General features: G+C 56.9%; 15 protein-coding genes. 10 read left to right on the top strand and 5 right to left on the bottom strand.

Going from position 1 to position 15,968, the window contains the following annotated elements:
* Together CWM57_RS21675 and citS are read right to left on the bottom strand one after the other, a co-directional pair.
* Positions 1–127: OadG family transporter subunit (locus CWM57_RS21675; protein WP_206052725.1), on the bottom strand; the 127-nt coding region annotated here is incomplete at its 3' end.
* Positions 128–283: 156 nt separating this feature from the next.
* A complete protein-coding gene (gene citS / locus CWM57_RS21670) occupies positions 284–1,624 on the bottom strand; it encodes a citrate/sodium symporter CitS (protein WP_074386899.1) in 1,341 nt (446 codons plus the stop codon).
* 256 nt (positions 1,625–1,880) lie between these two features.
* Between citS and citC the strand changes: the two genes are divergently transcribed.
* From citC to CWM57_RS21620, 9 genes are all read left to right on the top strand, one after another.
* On the top strand, positions 1,881–2,909 hold the full coding sequence (gene citC / locus CWM57_RS21665; protein WP_040972889.1) for a [citrate (pro-3S)-lyase] ligase: 1,029 nt from the start codon (positions 1,881–1,883) through the stop codon (positions 2,907–2,909).
* A gap of 30 nt (positions 2,910–2,939) precedes the next feature.
* Positions 2,940–3,233 (top strand): citrate lyase acyl carrier protein, encoded by a 294-nt coding sequence (gene citD / locus CWM57_RS21660; protein ID WP_012542888.1) that lies wholly within the window; start codon positions 2,940–2,942, stop codon positions 3,231–3,233.
* Positions 3,230–4,099 (top strand): citrate (pro-3S)-lyase subunit beta, encoded by an 870-nt coding sequence (gene citE / locus CWM57_RS21655; protein WP_012968960.1) that lies wholly within the window; start codon positions 3,230–3,232, stop codon positions 4,097–4,099. The genes citD and citE overlap by 4 nt, the downstream gene beginning before the upstream one ends.
* 10 nt (positions 4,100–4,109) lie before the next feature.
* Positions 4,110–5,636, top strand: coding sequence for a citrate lyase subunit alpha (gene citF / locus CWM57_RS21650; protein WP_061155805.1), 1,527 nt, complete (start codon positions 4,110–4,112; stop codon positions 5,634–5,636).
* 18 nt (positions 5,637–5,654) lie between these two features.
* The gene (gene citG / locus CWM57_RS21645) at positions 5,655–6,563 is read left to right on the top strand and encodes a triphosphoribosyl-dephospho-CoA synthase CitG (RefSeq protein ID WP_100631635.1); all 909 of its coding nucleotides are present in this window, start codon (positions 5,655–5,657) and stop codon (positions 6,561–6,563) included.
* A gap of 238 nt (positions 6,564–6,801) precedes the next feature.
* Positions 6,802–7,623, top strand: coding sequence for a 4-hydroxy-tetrahydrodipicolinate reductase (gene dapB, locus CWM57_RS21640; RefSeq protein ID WP_061155803.1), 822 nt, complete (start codon positions 6,802–6,804; stop codon positions 7,621–7,623).
* Positions 7,624–8,080: 457 nt separating this feature from the next.
* Positions 8,081–9,229, top strand: coding sequence for a glutamine-hydrolyzing carbamoyl-phosphate synthase small subunit (gene carA, locus CWM57_RS21630; RefSeq protein WP_061155802.1), 1,149 nt, complete (start codon positions 8,081–8,083; stop codon positions 9,227–9,229).
* Between the two features lie 17 nt (positions 9,230–9,246).
* Entirely contained in the window at positions 9,247–12,471 is a 3,225-nt protein-coding gene (gene carB, locus CWM57_RS21625) for a carbamoyl-phosphate synthase large subunit (protein WP_061155801.1), read from the top strand.
* 168 nt (positions 12,472–12,639) lie between these two features.
* Positions 12,640–12,873, top strand: a complete 234-nt coding sequence (locus CWM57_RS21620; RefSeq protein ID WP_002888059.1) for a YgdI/YgdR family lipoprotein — start codon at positions 12,640–12,642, stop codon at positions 12,871–12,873.
* A gap of 48 nt (positions 12,874–12,921) precedes the next feature.
* Here the strand turns inward: CWM57_RS21620 and CWM57_RS21615 are convergent, their stop codons facing one another.
* Genes CWM57_RS21615 through idnO form a run of 3 tightly spaced genes read right to left on the bottom strand, consistent with a single transcriptional unit; the run spans position 12,922 to position 14,696 of the window.
* Entirely contained in the window at positions 12,922–13,389 is a 468-nt protein-coding gene (locus tag CWM57_RS21615) for a YhcH/YjgK/YiaL family protein (protein WP_074386895.1), read from the bottom strand.
* Positions 13,386–13,916, bottom strand: coding sequence for a gluconokinase (locus CWM57_RS21610; RefSeq protein WP_008807483.1), 531 nt, complete (start codon positions 13,914–13,916; stop codon positions 13,386–13,388). Before CWM57_RS21610 ends, CWM57_RS21615 begins: the two co-directional genes overlap by 4 nt.
* 15 nt (positions 13,917–13,931) lie before the next feature.
* On the bottom strand, positions 13,932–14,696 hold the full coding sequence (idnO, locus tag CWM57_RS21605) for a gluconate 5-dehydrogenase (protein ID WP_025713774.1): 765 nt from the start codon (positions 14,694–14,696) through the stop codon (positions 13,932–13,934).
* 236 nt (positions 14,697–14,932) lie between these two features.
* Here idnO and CWM57_RS21600 point away from each other — a divergent pair, with 236 nt between their 5' ends.
* Positions 14,933–15,925, top strand: a complete 993-nt coding sequence (locus tag CWM57_RS21600; RefSeq protein ID WP_008807481.1) for a LacI family DNA-binding transcriptional regulator — start codon at positions 14,933–14,935, stop codon at positions 15,923–15,925.
* Positions 15,926–15,968: the final 43 nt, after the last annotated feature.

Here is a 15,968-nt window from a genome sequence, read left to right as displayed (position 1 = left end):
GACGGTTCACGGCGAGGGACATTCCCTGAATGGCAAAGATGAGCAGCAGCAGGAACACCAGCACAAAGCCCATGCCGAGAAACATCAGGGTGAAGCCTTCGCCCAGGAGGACGGCATTGTCAGTCATTGGTACATCTCAAATAGAGGCACGATGGCGCGCTGCCTGGCGACGTTTCTGGCGTTTCCGGCTAAGGAGTAGGGTGGATTTCCCTCTGCCGCTCCCGGCATTGGACCCTGATAAGCCATTTACCTCGTCAGTCCAACGCGCCACCGTGCAAATGGGTTAAATCATCATGCCGAACACGATACTGGCGATGACCAGCACAATACCGCCGCCCAAACGGGAGGAGATTTGTGCATAAGAGATGAGGCTCATACGGTTACAGGCGGAAAGGACTTCCAGGTCTCCGGAACCGCCGCGGTTAGCCATACACAGGCCTGCGGTGATCGCCGATTCAATTGGGAAGAAGCCCATCATCCAGCCGCCGATCGCCGCGCCGATCACCGCACCGATAACGATAATGGCGGCGATAACGACGTTAGCGAAGGTGATGGCGTTGATGATTTCCTGCAGGTCGGTGTAGCAGACGCCGACGCCGACCATCAGTACCCACAGCAGCTGTTTAGAGAAGAAATCAGACAGACGCTTGGCGCCGGCTTTGATTTCTGGTGAGCACAGGCCGGAGGCGTTTAGCGCCGCAACGATCAGCACCATCCACGCGAAGTAGTGAATCGAAACGCCGCCAATGCTGGGCAGGATTTTCTTGGCGACGACGTACGCCAGCAGGAAGCAGGTAGTGGACAGCACCAGGCCGACGGCGGTTTCACGATGGGTGATTTGTCCCGCTTTTTCATCGTCTTCCACTTTGAATGAGGCTTTACGCACCAGTTCGCCTTCACCGCTCAGCCAGGTGTGCTTTTTACCGATGATATCGAGTATCGCGGCAAAGACGATGGCGAAGATGTTGGCGATGGTCAGGATAGCGATGGCAGTAGAGTAATACTCTTCACGTGAGCGGCCGGTGACGGAGTGATAAATCTCCGATAGCGGTACCGCGCCCGCGCCGTTGCCGCCGCCCATGATCGGCAGAACGTAGAGCATCATGATACGATCAACCGGAATCCCGAACACCAGACCGATAGCGATACCGAAAATCGACGCGCCGATAATGCCCATCAGGATGGTTGGGATGTAGCCGAGCAGCGATTTCAGCAGCAGGCGGCGGTTCACCGACAGAATCGCACCGGTAATTAATACCGCGATGAATAAGTTAAGGAAGTTACTCTTATCCATCACGTTGCTGATGGCATCGATCTCTTTCTGCGTGAAAATACCGGCATAGACGAAATAAGCCGCCACCAGGAAAATCATCACCGGTGCGCCACCGATATATTTATTGAATATTGGCAGGCGTTTACCAATTTCGCCGAACAAGGCGCCGATAATAAACATGATGGCGAAACCGCCGACAATGTCGGTGGGTAAAGCGTTATAGAAATGTGAAAGTAATAGTGTAATTAACGCAAACGCGTAAAGAGGTAGCGGCATGCCGAAGATTTTAAATCCCAGCAGGTCGCTAACGCCCTTCTTCTCCGTTGCCGGAGCCTGACTCATGTTAGTCATAAACGTTATCCTGTTTATCGATGGAGTATTAAGACCGGCGCATAGTAATAAATAGACCCAGTGGTAAGGTGTGATTACCTTCACTGAATACTCGTGTTTTTTATTAATTTAATTGTTTTTATTATTCTGAATTAATTAACAACATAAAAACCATAAAGCCAATTAAGCCACGAGAAAAACTGTGACTTAAATACAAGAATCCATAGCCGAACGCTGGCGAAATACAGGTCGTTTTGAAATGACGAAGCGCTAAAAAATGACACTGATATTAAAACGCGTTCAGCTATTAAAAGATAAACCGCGGCGAGAGGCGATCGATCGGTTTCTCCGCCAGCATCAACTGTCGTTAGAGGCCGACTGCGAAATGGCGATTATCGCCGAGTATCAGCAGCGGCTGGTCGGCTGCGGTGCTATCGCCGGCAATGTGCTGAAATGCATCGCCATCGATCCCTCGCTGCAGGGGGAGGGGCTGAGCCTTAAATTACTGACCGAGCTCCTGACGCTGGCCTATGAGCTGGGGCGCAGCGAGCTGTTTTTATTCACTAAACCCAGTAACGCTGCGCTCTTTTCCGGGGCAGGCTTCTGGCCAATTGCCCAGGCGGGCGATCGCGCCGTATTAATGGAAAATAGCCGCGAACGGCTGACCCGCTACTGCCGACAGCTGGCGATGTACCGTCAGCCGGGGCGCAAAATCGGCGCCATCGTGATGAATGCCAACCCGTTTACCCTCGGCCACCGTTGGCTGGTGGAGCAGGCGGCACGCCAGTGCGACTGGTTGCATCTGTTTGTCGTGAAGGAAGATGCCTCCTGCTTTTCCTATCACGATCGCTTTACGCTTATCGAAAAAGGTATTGCCGGCATCGACAAGGTGACGCTGCATCCCGGTTCGGCGTACCTCATCTCACGGGCGACGTTCCCCGGCTACTTCCTCAAAGAGCAGGGCGTGGTCGATGACTGCCACAGCCAGATCGACCTGCAGATCTTCCGCGAACGCCTGGCCCCGGCGCTGCAGATCACCCATCGCTTTGTTGGCACCGAGCCGCTGTGTTCGCTGACCCGCAGCTACAACCAGCGCATGAAAGCGTTGCTGGAAGCGCCCGGTGATGCGCCGCCTGTTGAAGTGGTTGAGCTGGCGCGTATCGAAAAAAACGGTGGGCCGATATCCGCTTCTCGCGTGCGCGAGCTGTACCGACAGCGCAACTGGCAAGCCGTCGCGGCGCTGGTGCCGCCGGGAACCCTCTCTTTTCTGATGCAACTGGCGGAGAGCGAACATCAAACCGCCTGATTTATACGCCCTAACTAAGGATTTTCCCCTATGGAAATGAAGATTGACGCCCTGGCCGGCACGCTGGAGTCCAGCGATGTGATGGTCAGGATTGGACCGGCGGCGCAGCCGGGCATTCAGCTGGAAATCGACAGCATTGTGAAACAACAGTTTGGCGCCGCGATCGAGCAGGTGGTCAGAGAAACGCTGGCGCAGCTTGGCGTGAAGCAGGCCAACGTGGTGGTCGATGATAAAGGCGCCCTGGAGTGTGTTTTGCGAGCCCGCGTACAGGCCGCGGCGCTGCGCGCGGCGCAACAGTCTCAATTGCAATGGAGCCAGCTATGAAACCACGTCGCAGTATGCTGTTTATCCCTGGCGCCAACGCCGCCATGTTAAGCACGTCATTCGTCTACGGTGCTGATGCGGTGATGTTCGACCTGGAAGATGCCGTCTCGTTACGGGAGAAAGATACCGCCCGTCTGCTGGTGTATCAGGCGCTGCAGCATCCGCTGTATCAGGATATCGAAACCGTGGTGCGCATTAACCCGCTGAACACCCCGTTTGGTCTGGCCGATCTTGAAGCGGTGGTACGCGCGGGCGTGGACATGGTGCGTCTGCCGAAAACCGACAGCAAAGAAGATATCCATGAGCTGGAAGCGCATGTTGAGCGGATTGAGCGCGAATGCGGCCGGGAAGTGGGCAGCACCAAACTCATGGCGGCCATCGAGTCGGCGCTGGGCGTGGTGAATGCGGTAGAGATTGCCCGCGCCAGCCCGCGTCTGGCGGCGATCGCGCTGGCGGCTTTCGACTACGTCATGGATATGGGCACCTCCCGTGGTGACGGTACTGAACTGTTCTATGCCCGCTGCGCCGTGCTGCATGCCGCGCGCGTTGCCGGCATCGCCGCCTATGACGTGGTGTGGTCGGATATCAACAACGAAGAGGGCTTCCTCGCGGAAGCGAATCTGGCGAAAAACCTCGGCTTCAACGGCAAATCGCTGGTCAACCCACGACAAATTGAACTCCTGCATCAGGTCTATGCCCCGACGCGCAAAGAGGTCGACCATGCGCTGGAGGTGATTGCCGCGGCGGAAGAGGCAGAGTCGCGCGGTCTGGGCGTGGTGTCGCTGAACGGCAAGATGATCGACGGACCGATTATCGACCACGCTCGCAAAGTGGTGGCGCTCTCGGCTTCCGGTATTCGTGATTAAGGGGAACAAGATGAAAGAAACTGTAGCAATGCTTAATCAGCAGTACGTGATGCCGGAAGGACTGACCCCTTATAGCGGCGTGACGGCGAAAAGCCCATGGCTGGCCAGTGAAACAGAAAAGCGCCAGCGTAAAATCTGCGACTCGCTGGAAACGGCAATCCGTCGCTCCGGCCTGCAAAATGGTATGACTATCTCGTTCCACCACGCGTTTCGCGGCGGTGACAAAGTGGTCAATATGGTGGTGGCGAAGCTGGCGGAGATGGGCTTTCGCGATCTGACCCTGGCATCCAGTTCGCTGATCGACGCCCACTGGCCGCTGATCGAGCATATTAAAAATGGCGTGATCCGCCAGATCTACACCTCCGGTCTGCGCGGCAAGCTGGGCGAGGAGATCTCCGCCGGCCTGATGGAAAACCCGGTGCAGATCCACTCTCACGGCGGTCGCGTACAGCTGATTCAAAGCGGCGAACTGTCGATTGATGTCGCGTTTCTCGGCGTCCCCTGCTGTGATGAGTTTGGTAATGCCAATGGCTTTAGCGGTAAATCACGTTGTGGTTCGCTGGGCTATGCGCGCGTTGATGCGGAACATGCCAAATGCGTGGTGCTATTGACCGAAGCGTGGGTGGATTACCCAAACTATCCGGCCAGCATTGCCCAGGATCAGGTGGATCTGATCGTCCAGGTGGACGAAGTCGGCGATCCGGAAAAAATTACCGCTGGGGCGATCCGTCTGACCAGCAACCCGCGCGAACTGCTGATTGCCCGCCAGGCGGCGAAGGTGGTCGAGCATTCCGGTTACTTTAAAGATGGCTTCTCGCTGCAGACCGGCACCGGCGGCGCCTCGCTGGCTGTCAGCCGCTTCCTCGAAGACAAAATGCGCCGTAACGGCATCACCGCCAGCTTCGGCCTCGGCGGCATCACCGGCACGATGGTCGATCTGCACGAAAAGGGGCTGATCAAAACGCTGCTTGATACCCAGTCGTTCGATGGCGACGCCGCGCGCTCGCTGGCGCAGAACCCAAACCACGTCGAGATCTCCACCAACCAGTATGCCAGTCCAGGTTCCAAGGGCGCCTCCTGCGAGCGGTTGAACGTGGTGATGCTCAGCGCGCTGGAAATCGATACCGACTTTAACGTCAACGTGATGACCGGCTCCAACGGCGTGCTGCGCGGTGCATCCGGCGGACATAGCGATACCGCCGCCGGCGCGGATCTGACCATCATTACCGCGCCGTTAGTTCGCGGCCGTATTCCCTGCGTCGTGGAAAAAGTGCTGACCCGTGTGACGCCCGGAGCCAGCGTGGATGTACTGGTCACCGACCACGGCATTGCGGTAAACCCGGCGCGCCAGGACCTGATCGACAATTTACGCAATGCGGGTATTCCGCTGATGACCATTGAGGAGCTGCAGCAGCGTGCAGAGCTGTTGACCGGCAAGCCGCAGCCGATCGAATTTACCGATCGGGTGGTGGCGGTCGTGCGCTATCGCGACGGTTCAGTCATCGATGTGATTCGTCAGGTGAAAAACAGCGACTAAACGTAGAGGGGAAAGGCCATGAGCGACGTGTTAATGAATCCTGCGCGTGTGCGACGCGTGAAGCCACTGAGCGCCGAAGAGGTGGTCAGCGCGGTAGAGCGCGCGCTGTTGACCGAAGTTCGCCTGACCCCCAAGCCCGGGCTGGTGGATATTCGTAACGCTGGCGCGCACCGGGATATGGATCTGGCCTCGTTTGAGGCCAGCACCGCGGTGGTGGCGCCGTGGATGGAGAAGTTTTTTATCATGGGTCACGATACTGCGGCGGTCGCGCCGGAGCAGGTATTGATGATGCTGCGCCCGGTAGGGATGGCCTGTGAGAACGATATGCTGGAGGCCACCGGCGGGGTGAATACCCATCGCGGGGCGATCTTCGCTTTCGGTTTGCTGAGCGCGGCGGCGGGAAGGCTGGTGTCGAAAGGTGAGCCGATTGAACAACACCGGCTTTGTGACCAGGTGGCGCGCTTCTGTCGCGGCATGGTTATGCAGGAATTGTCCGCCGCGAGTGGGGAACGGCTCAGTAAAGGTGAGGCCCATTTTCTGCGTTATGGCCTCTCCGGGGCCCGTGGCGAGGCGGAGAGCGGTTTCCTGACGGTGCGTACCCAGGCATTACCGGTCTTTACCCGCATGATGGAAGAGACCGGCGACAGCAATCTGGCACTGCTGCAAACCTTGCTGCATCTGATGGCGTGGAATGATGACACTAACCTGGTCTCGCGTGGCGGGCTTGCCGGGCTGAACTTTGTCCAGCAGGAGGCGCAGCGACTGCTGTGGCAGGGCGGTGTGCTGGCTGACGGCGGGCTGGAGGCGCTGCGCCAGTTTGACGACGAGCTGATTGCCCGCCATCTCAGCCCCGGCGGCAGCGCCGATCTGCTGGCGGTGACCTGGTTTTTATCCGCGTTTCCCGCCGGCGCACTTTTCCCGCTATAACCCGCTATAACCCACTACAACACCGCTTTCGCCCGCATTGTGCGGGCGAAGGCGCCATCATTAGCCTTCCCGGTTGTCACTACGTAAACATGGAATTGCGGCACAATCGTATAGTTTTTACTGATATCGTCCGCCGTTTGTCATAAATTTCTAATTATCGGCGTTTTTGAGTAGCGGCCCGCTGACGGGCTGGTTACTCTGAAAACAATTTACGTAATGTTAACAAAAGAGAATAGCTATGCATGATGCACAAATCCGCGTGGCCATCGCCGGCGCGGGCGGCCGGATGGGACGCCAGTTAATTCAGGCTGCATTGCAGATGGAAGGCGTGGCGTTGGGCGCGGCGCTGGAGCGCGAAGGGTCAAGCCTGGTGGGCAGCGACGCCGGGGAGCTGGCGGGCGCCGGCAAAGCGGGCGTCGCGGTGCAGAGCAGCCTCACGGCGGTAAAAGATGATTTCGACGTGTTGATCGATTTTACCCGCCCGGAAGGCACGCTGAACCATCTGGCGTTTTGCCGCGAGCATGGCAAAGGGATGGTCATCGGCACCACCGGTTTTGACGACGCCGGCAAACAGGCGATTCGCGACGCCGCGCAGGAGATTGCCATTGTCTTCGCCGCTAACTTTAGCGTCGGCGTCAACGTCCTGTTAAAGCTGCTGGAGAAGGCGGCAAAGGTGATGGGCGACTACACCGACATCGAAATTATCGAAGCGCACCACCGGCATAAAGTGGATGCACCGTCAGGCACCGCGCTGGCGATGGGCGAAGCGATCGCCGGAGCATTGAACAAAGATCTGAAGGACTGCGCCGTCTACAGTCGTGAAGGTCATACCGGCGAACGCGTTCCGGGCACCATTGGCTTCGCGACCGTCCGTGCGGGCGATATCGTCGGCGAACATACGGCAATGTTTGCCGATATTGGCGAGCGTATTGAAATCACCCATAAAGCGTCCAGCCGCATGACCTTTGCTAATGGTGCAGTTCGTTCGGCATTATGGCTTAAAGATAAGAAAAGTGGTCTTTTTGACATGCGTGATGTGCTGGATTTGAACAGTTTATAACGATTATTACCCATCGTGATGTGGTTATTGCAATCAATAAGTCATTGATGCAAGGGGCAATATATTGTTGCCCTTTTTTATTTTTATGGGTTTGGTTTGTATTTTTGCATTAGTTGGCTATAAAGTATCATTTTTCTGCTGTTTTGGGTGAATGAAATGTAAATTTTGACCATTTGGTCCACTTTTGAGCTCTCCGTCGCCAGGTTTTACACTCTTTTCCTTCCGCAAGCGTTTTCTCAGCCAGGTTTGTTGATCTTTTTGGCGTAAAAATCACGTGTTATGCGCCAGTGGCGTAAAATGACATTAAAAATCTCCGCTTTAAGTTGACTTTTATCCGACATCTCTCCAGAATGCCGCCGTTTGCCAAAATTCTGCGGGCAACAGATTTGCATTGATTCAGATCGTGTTTATGAATTAATATGCAAATAAAGTGAGTGGATATTCTCTGGAGGGTGTTTTGATTAAGTCAGCGCTATTGGTTCTGGAAGACGGAACCCAGTTTCACGGTCGGGCCATCGGGGCAACCGGCACGGCGGTTGGGGAAGTCGTTTTCAATACTTCAATGACCGGTTATCAAGAAATCCTCACTGATCCTTCCTATTCCCGCCAAATCGTCACTCTTACTTATCCTCATATTGGTAATGTCGGCACCAACGCCGCCGATGAAGAATCTTCTCAGGTACACGCGCAGGGTCTGGTTATTCGCGACCTGCCGCTGATTGCCAGCAACTACCGCAATACTGAAGATCTTTCTTCTTATCTGAAGCGCCATAACATTGTGGCGATTGCCGATATCGATACCCGCAAGCTGACGCGTCTGCTGCGTGAGAAAGGGGCGCAAAACGGTTGCATCATCGCGGGCGACAACCCGGATGCTCAACTGGCGCTGGAAAAAGCGAAAGCGTTCCCGGGCCTGAACGGCATGGATCTGGCGAAGGAAGTGACCACCGCAGAAACCTACAGCTGGACGCAAGGCAGCTGGACCCTGGCGGGCGACCTGCCGGAAGCGAAAGCGGAGAGCGAGCTGCCCTTCCACGTCGTGGCGTATGACTTCGGCGCAAAACGCAACATCCTGCGCATGCTGGTTGATCGCGGCTGCCGCCTGACGGTGGTACCGGCGAAGACCTCGGCGGCGGATGTCCTGGCGCTGAATCCGGACGGTATTTTCCTCTCTAACGGCCCTGGCGACCCGGCGCCGTGCGATTACGCTATCGACGCGATTGAAAAATTCCTTGAGACCGATATTCCGGTATTCGGCATCTGCCTTGGCCATCAGCTGCTGGCGCTGGCGAGCGGTGCGAAGACCATTAAGATGAAGTTCGGCCACCACGGCGGCAACCACCCGGTTAAAGATATTGATAACGACGTGGTGATGATTACCGCTCAGAACCATGGTTTTGCGGTTGATGAAGCCACGCTGCCAGCCAACCTGCGCGTGACTCACAAGTCACTGTTCGACGGCACCCTGCAGGGCATTCATCGTACCGACAAACCGGCGTTTAGCTTCCAGGGGCACCCTGAAGCGAGCCCGGGGCCGCACGATGCCGCGCCGCTGTTCGACCATTTTATCGAGTTAATTGAGCTCTACCGTCAGTCCGCGAAATAATCAGGAGTAAAAGAGCAATGCCAAAACGTACAGACATAAAAAGTATCCTGATTCTGGGCGCGGGCCCGATTGTTATCGGTCAGGCGTGTGAGTTTGACTACTCCGGCGCGCAGGCCTGTAAAGCCCTGCGTGAAGAGGGCTACCGCGTTATCCTGGTGAACTCCAACCCGGCGACCATCATGACCGACCCGGAAATGGCCGATGCGACCTACATCGAGCCGATTCACTGGGAAGTAGTACGTAAAATTATCGAAAAAGAGCGCCCGGATGCGGTGCTGCCGACCATGGGCGGCCAGACGGCGCTGAACTGTGCACTGGAGCTGGAACGTCAGGGCGTGCTGGCAGAGTTCGGCGTGACCATGATCGGCGCCACTGCCGACGCGATTGATAAAGCGGAAGACCGTCGTCGCTTCGACGTGGCGATGAAGAAAATCGGCCTCGACACCGCGCGCTCCGGCATCGCCCACACCATGGAAGAAGCGCTGGCGGTTGCCGCCGACGTTGGCTTCCCGTGCATTATCCGTCCGTCCTTTACGATGGGCGGCACCGGCGGCGGTATCGCCTATAACCGCGAAGAGTTCGAAGAAATCTGCGAACGCGGCCTGGATCTCTCTCCGACCAACGAACTGCTGATCGATGAATCGCTGATCGGCTGGAAAGAGTACGAGATGGAAGTGGTGCGCGATAAGAACGACAACTGCATCATCGTCTGCTCGATTGAAAACTTCGATGCCATGGGGATCCATACCGGCGACTCCATCACCGTTGCCCCGGCGCAGACCCTGACCGACAAAGAATACCAAATCATGCGTAACGCCTCGATGGCGGTCCTGCGTGAAATCGGTGTGGAAACCGGCGGCTCTAACGTGCAGTTCTCGGTGAACCCGAAAGACGGTCGCCTGATCGTTATCGAAATGAACCCGCGCGTCTCCCGCTCTTCGGCGCTGGCCTCGAAAGCCACCGGCTTCCCGATTGCTAAAGTGGCGGCCAAGCTGGCGGTGGGCTACACCCTCGACGAGCTGATGAACGACATCACCGGCGGCCGCACTCCGGCTTCCTTCGAGCCGTCCATCGACTACGTGGTCACCAAAATTCCACGCTTTAACTTCGAAAAATTCGCCGGCGCTAACGACCGTCTGACCACCCAGATGAAATCCGTCGGCGAAGTGATGGCGATTGGCCGCACCCAGCAGGAATCGCTGCAGAAAGCGCTGCGCGGCCTGGAAGTGGGCGCTACCGGCTTCGACCCGAAAGTGAGCCTCGACGACCCGGAAGCGCTGACCAAAATCCGCCGCGAGCTGAAAGACGCTGGCGCCGAGCGTATCTGGTACATCGCGGATGCTTTCCGCGCCGGTCTCTCGGTAGACGGCGTTTTCAACCTGACCAATATCGACCGCTGGTTCCTGGTGCAGATTGAAGAGCTGGTGCGTCTGGAAGAGAAAGTGGTGGAAGTGGGCATCAACGGCCTCGACGCCGACTTCCTGCGCACCCTGAAGCGTAAAGGCTTTGCCGATGCGCGTCTGGCGAAACTGGCTGGCGTGCGTGAAGCGGAAATTCGCAAGCTGCGCGACCAGTATGACCTGCACCCGGTCTACAAGCGCGTGGACACCTGCGCCGCCGAATTCGCCACCGATACCGCCTACATGTACTCCACGTATGAAGAAGAGTGTGAGTCCAACCCGTCCGTTGACCGCGATAAAATCATGGTCCTCGGCGGCGGCCCGAACCGTATCGGCCAGGGTATCGAATTTGACTACTGCTGCGTACACGCCTCTCTGGCGCTGCGCGAAGACGGTTACGAGACCATCATGGTCAACTGTAACCCGGAAACCGTGTCTACCGACTATGACACCTCCGACCGTCTGTACTTCGAGCCGGTGACCCTGGAAGACGTGCTGGAAATCGTACGCATCGAGAAGCCGAAGGGCGTTATCGTCCAGTACGGCGGCCAGACGCCGCTGAAGCTGGCGCGCGCCCTGGAAGCCGCAGGCGTACCGGTTATCGGCACCAGCCCGGACGCTATCGACCGCGCGGAAGACCGTGAGCGTTTCCAGCACGCGGTTGACCGTCTGAAGCTGAAGCAGCCGGCGAACGCCACCGTCACCGCCATTGAGCAGGCGGTAGAGAGAGCGAAAGAGATTGGCTACCCGCTGGTGGTTCGTCCGTCTTACGTGCTTGGCGGCCGGGCGATGGAAATTGTTTACGACGAGCAGGATCTGCGCCGCTACTTCCAGACCGCGGTTAGCGTCTCCAACGATGCACCGGTACTGCTGGATCGCTTCCTCGACGACGCGATTGAAGTGGATGTCGATGCTATCTGCGACGGCGAGATGGTGCTGATTGGCGGCATCATGGAGCATATCGAGCAGGCGGGCGTACACTCCGGCGACTCAGCCTGTTCCCTGCCAGCGTATACGCTGAGCCAGGAAATTCAGGATGTGATGCGCGAGCAGGTGCAGAAGCTGGCTTTCGAGCTGCAGGTTCGTGGTCTGATGAACGTCCAGTTCGCGGTGAAAGATAACGAAGTTTATCTGATTGAAGTGAACCCGCGTGCGGCGCGTACCGTACCGTTCGTCTCCAAAGCCACCGGCGTCCCGCTGGCGAAAGTCGCGGCGCGCGTAATGGCCGGTAAAACGCTGGCGCAGCAGGGCGTGACCAAAGAGATCATCCCGCCGTACTACTCGGTGAAAGAAGTGGTCCTGCCGTTCAACAAATTCCCGGGCGTTGACCCGCTGTTAGGGCCAGAAATGCGCTCTACCGGGGAAGTGATGGGCGTGGGTCGCACCTTTGCCGAAGCGTTCGCCAAAGCGCAGCTGGGCAGCAACTCGACCATGAAGAAAAAGGGTCGTGCACTGCTCTCCGTTCGCGAAGGCGACAAAGAGCGCGTGGTCGACCTGGCGGCGAAGCTGCTGAAGTTTGGCTTTGAGCTGGATGCGACCCACGGTACGGCGATTGTACTGGGCGAAGCGGGTATCAACCCGCGTCTGGTGAACAAGGTGCATGAAGGTCGTCCGCACATTCAGGACCGTATCAAGAATGGCGAATACACCTACATCATCAACACCACCGCAGGTCGCCAGGCGATTGAAGACTCCAAGCTGATTCGCCGCAGCGCGCTGCAGTACAAGGTGCATTACGACACCACCCTGAACGGCGGCTTTGCCACTGCGATGGCGCTGAATGCCGATGCCACCGAGAAGGTGATTTCGGTTCAGGAAATGCACGCGCAAATCACCAAATAAGCGCACCGGCCTGGCCGGATAACAACAAGCCTGGGCTGACGACATCGTCAGCCCTTTTTTTTGGTTACGGTCATCTTCGGAGAGTTCTGCTTTTAACCACCTGTCGGGTCAGGCTAACTATAGTTAGCACCATAACGATACCTATTGATGAAAAGACAGGAGGATACAATGCGGAACAATATTCTGGTGGCATCCGCACTGGCAGCGACGGCAATCATGTTCGTGGCCGGCTGCTCATCGAATCAGTCGATCAAAACCACCGATGGCAAGACCATTGTCACCAGCGGCAAACCGCAGGTGGATGATGACACTGGCCTCGTCTCATACAAAAATGCCGAAACCGGCCGCGTGGAGCAGATTAACCGCGACCAGGTAAAATCCATGGATGAGCTGGATAACTAAGTGGTTATCCCAGGCCCCGCGGGGAGCGTGCGGGGCCGAACGATCGCGTTACAGCAGCGCGCGATCGATTTTGACCACGATTTTGCGCAACGCTGCGCCTTGCTCGAGGCAGGCCATCGGGCGGTGTAATTCACCGGGGAAGAGGATCGCCAGCTCTTCCGGGTGGAGATGAATCAGCGTTTCGCTGTCGATAGCCTGGCAGAAACCGATATCCTGCGCCGTGTTGAAGGGGCCATCTTCAACGAGCGGCAGCCCTTTATTCCCGGCACCGATGATCTCTTCGCCTTTCAGCACAATGTGAATGTCGAGATATTGACGATGATATTCCGGGCGTTGCTCGCTCAGCGGCCGGGTGTGACCTTCGACGACGGTAAAAAACACATTATCACTCTCGACGGTATATTTCCCCGGCGGCAGCGCGTGCGGTTGTTGCTGTAATACGGCCTGCAGCGCCTGGCGAATCACCGGCGGATAGAGCTCATTTTCGGCGGCGGCGGTTAAGGTATCGATAATCATGCCGGGATCCTCTGCGGTTGTTGCGAATGAAGTAACGTTAATGAGTGAGCGACAATACTGGCGACGTCGGGGGTAATATCGACGGCCAGAACATCGCTTTCACTGGCGTCTGGCGTCTCCAGGGCGGCGAACTGGCTACGCAGTAGCGCCTCTGGCATAAAGTGGCCTTTACGCTGGCGCATACGCTGCAAAATGCAGTCATAATCCCCGGTCAACCACAGGAAGCGTAGCTTCGCGTTCCCCTCACGCAGGCGGTCGCGATAGCGCTTTTTCAATGCGGAACAGACCAATACACCAGACTCGTTTTTCTGCTCAAGGCTGAAAATAACGTCGGCGATACGCGTCAGCCACGGTTGACGATCCTCATCATTCAGCGGCTGGCTGGTGGCCATTTTGACGATATTGTTACGTGGATGAAGGTCGTCGCCGTCGATAAATTTCGCCCCCAGCGCGTGGGCCAATGCCTGACCGACGGTGGATTTGCCGGTCCCGGAGACGCCCATCAAAATAATGCATTGTCCTGCCATCATGCGCTCCCTCACTCAGACCGCGACCAGCATGCCGCCATCAACGAACAGCAGATGGCCGTTGACGAAATTCGACGCGTTTGACGATAAAAAGACGGCAGCGCCGACCAGCTCCTGCGGATCGCCCCAGCGGGCGGCAGGGGTGCGTTTGCATAACCAGTCGGTAAACGCCTTATCCTCAACCAGCGTCCGGGTCATCGCCGTATTAAAGTAGCCCGGGGCAATGCCGTTGACCTGAATGTTGTGCCGCGCCAGCTCAACGCACATCCCGCGGGTTAGCATCTTCACCGCGCCTTTGGCGGCGGCGTAGGGGGTGATGGTGTCGCGCCCCAGCTCGCTCTGCATGGAGCAGATATTGATGATTTTTCCCTGCTGGCGGTCAACCATGCGCTTCGCGACGGCCTGAGAGACGAGAAAAACCGCCGTCTGGTTAACCGAAATCACATCATTCCACTCCTGCACCGGGAATTCGGTAAACGGGTGTCGACGCTGGATCCCGGCGTTATTGAATAACACGTCGATTGGGCCAATATGCGCTTCGATATCGGCAATGGCCTCTTCAACGGCCTCGGCATCGGTCACGTTAAATACCGCAGCATGGGCGATGGCGCCTTCATCGCGGAGCTTCATCACTGCATCGTCCGCTCGCGGGGCAGAAAGGTCATTAATAATGATTTCTGCGCCATATTGCGCCAGACCCTGGGCCATGACAAAACCGATCCCCTGTCCTGCACCCGTAATTAAAATGCGTTTACCTTGTAAGCTGAAAAGATCGTTCATCTCGATATCCTGATTAGCGGCTGAAGAAAACCTGTGCCCTATCTCACGGATTTTTACCGGGGGAAACTGTGATGAAGATCACTCGAAACCGTGTTACAAAAAGGGGTTACCTTAATCGTGACGCTGCCGGTAAATCTCGCTGACTCAACGGGTTAACGGCTACGGACTGGCATTCTCTTTTTACCCCCCGACAGGCATAATGGCCTGAAGCAGTCAGGTATTTGGCGGACACACAGATGAAAGCACAACGCATTACGCTCCATGATATTGCCGAGCTGGCTGGCGTAACCAAGATGACCGTTAGCCGCTATTTACGCACCCCGGAAAAGGTGAAACCGGAGACGGCGGAGCGCATTGCCAGCGTGATAGCGGAGATCGGCTATCAGCCCGACCCGGATAATCCGGCGATGACCAGCGTCGCCGTGCCGCGGATTGGCGTACTCATTCCCTCCTTTCATAATCAAATTTTTGCCGATCTGCTGGCCGGCATCGAATCTGTCGCCGCCGGGCATGGCTACCAGACGCTGGTGGTGAATTACGACTACGATCGCCAGCGTGAAGAGGAGCAGATTGCCGCCGTGCTGGCATTTAACGTGAAAGGGCTGCTGCTGACCGAGTCGGTGCACTCCCTGCGGGCGGACAAGTATCTGAATGCCGCGAAGATCCCGATCGCTGAAGTGATGGGGCTGGCGGAGAATCCGGGACGCATCAACGTCGGATTCGATAACTTCCAGGCCGGTTTCGATATGACCACCATGCTGCTGGCCAGCGGTAAACGACGGATCATCTACTTCGGCTCGATGTCCGACGTCCGCGACGAGCAGCGTTATCTGGGCTACTGTCGGGCGATGGAGAATGCCGGGCTGGCGGTGGGGCGCATTGCGCCGAATAAAGTCTCGTCGGTTTCCATTGGCACCGGCATGATGACCCTGGCGCGGCAAATGTACGCCGATATGGACGGTATTCTGTGCACTAATGACGACCTGGCGGTGGGCGTGTTACAGGAGTGCCTGGCATCCGGTATCAGCGTGCCCCAGGAGCTGGCTATCGCGGGCTTTCATGGCCTGGAGATCGGCCAGATCGTCTCTCCCCGGCTGGCCAGCGTCCTGACGCCGCGCTTCGAGATGGGTAAGGTGGCGACAGAGATTTTAATAAAGAAAATCAAAGGACTGCCCACCATTGAAAAAGTGGACCTCCACTACCGCCTGTCGATGGGCGAAACGATTTAACGTCCATCAGCCAGCGCCTGCCGCGTGTTAGCGAAAGGTTAAT

The organism is Klebsiella sp. G-Nf4 (assembly GCF_002810615.1).
GTDB classification, from domain to species: Bacteria; Pseudomonadota; Gammaproteobacteria; order Enterobacterales; family Enterobacteriaceae; genus Klebsiella; species Klebsiella variicola.
This window is presented reverse-complemented; position numbering and strand designations above follow the sequence as displayed.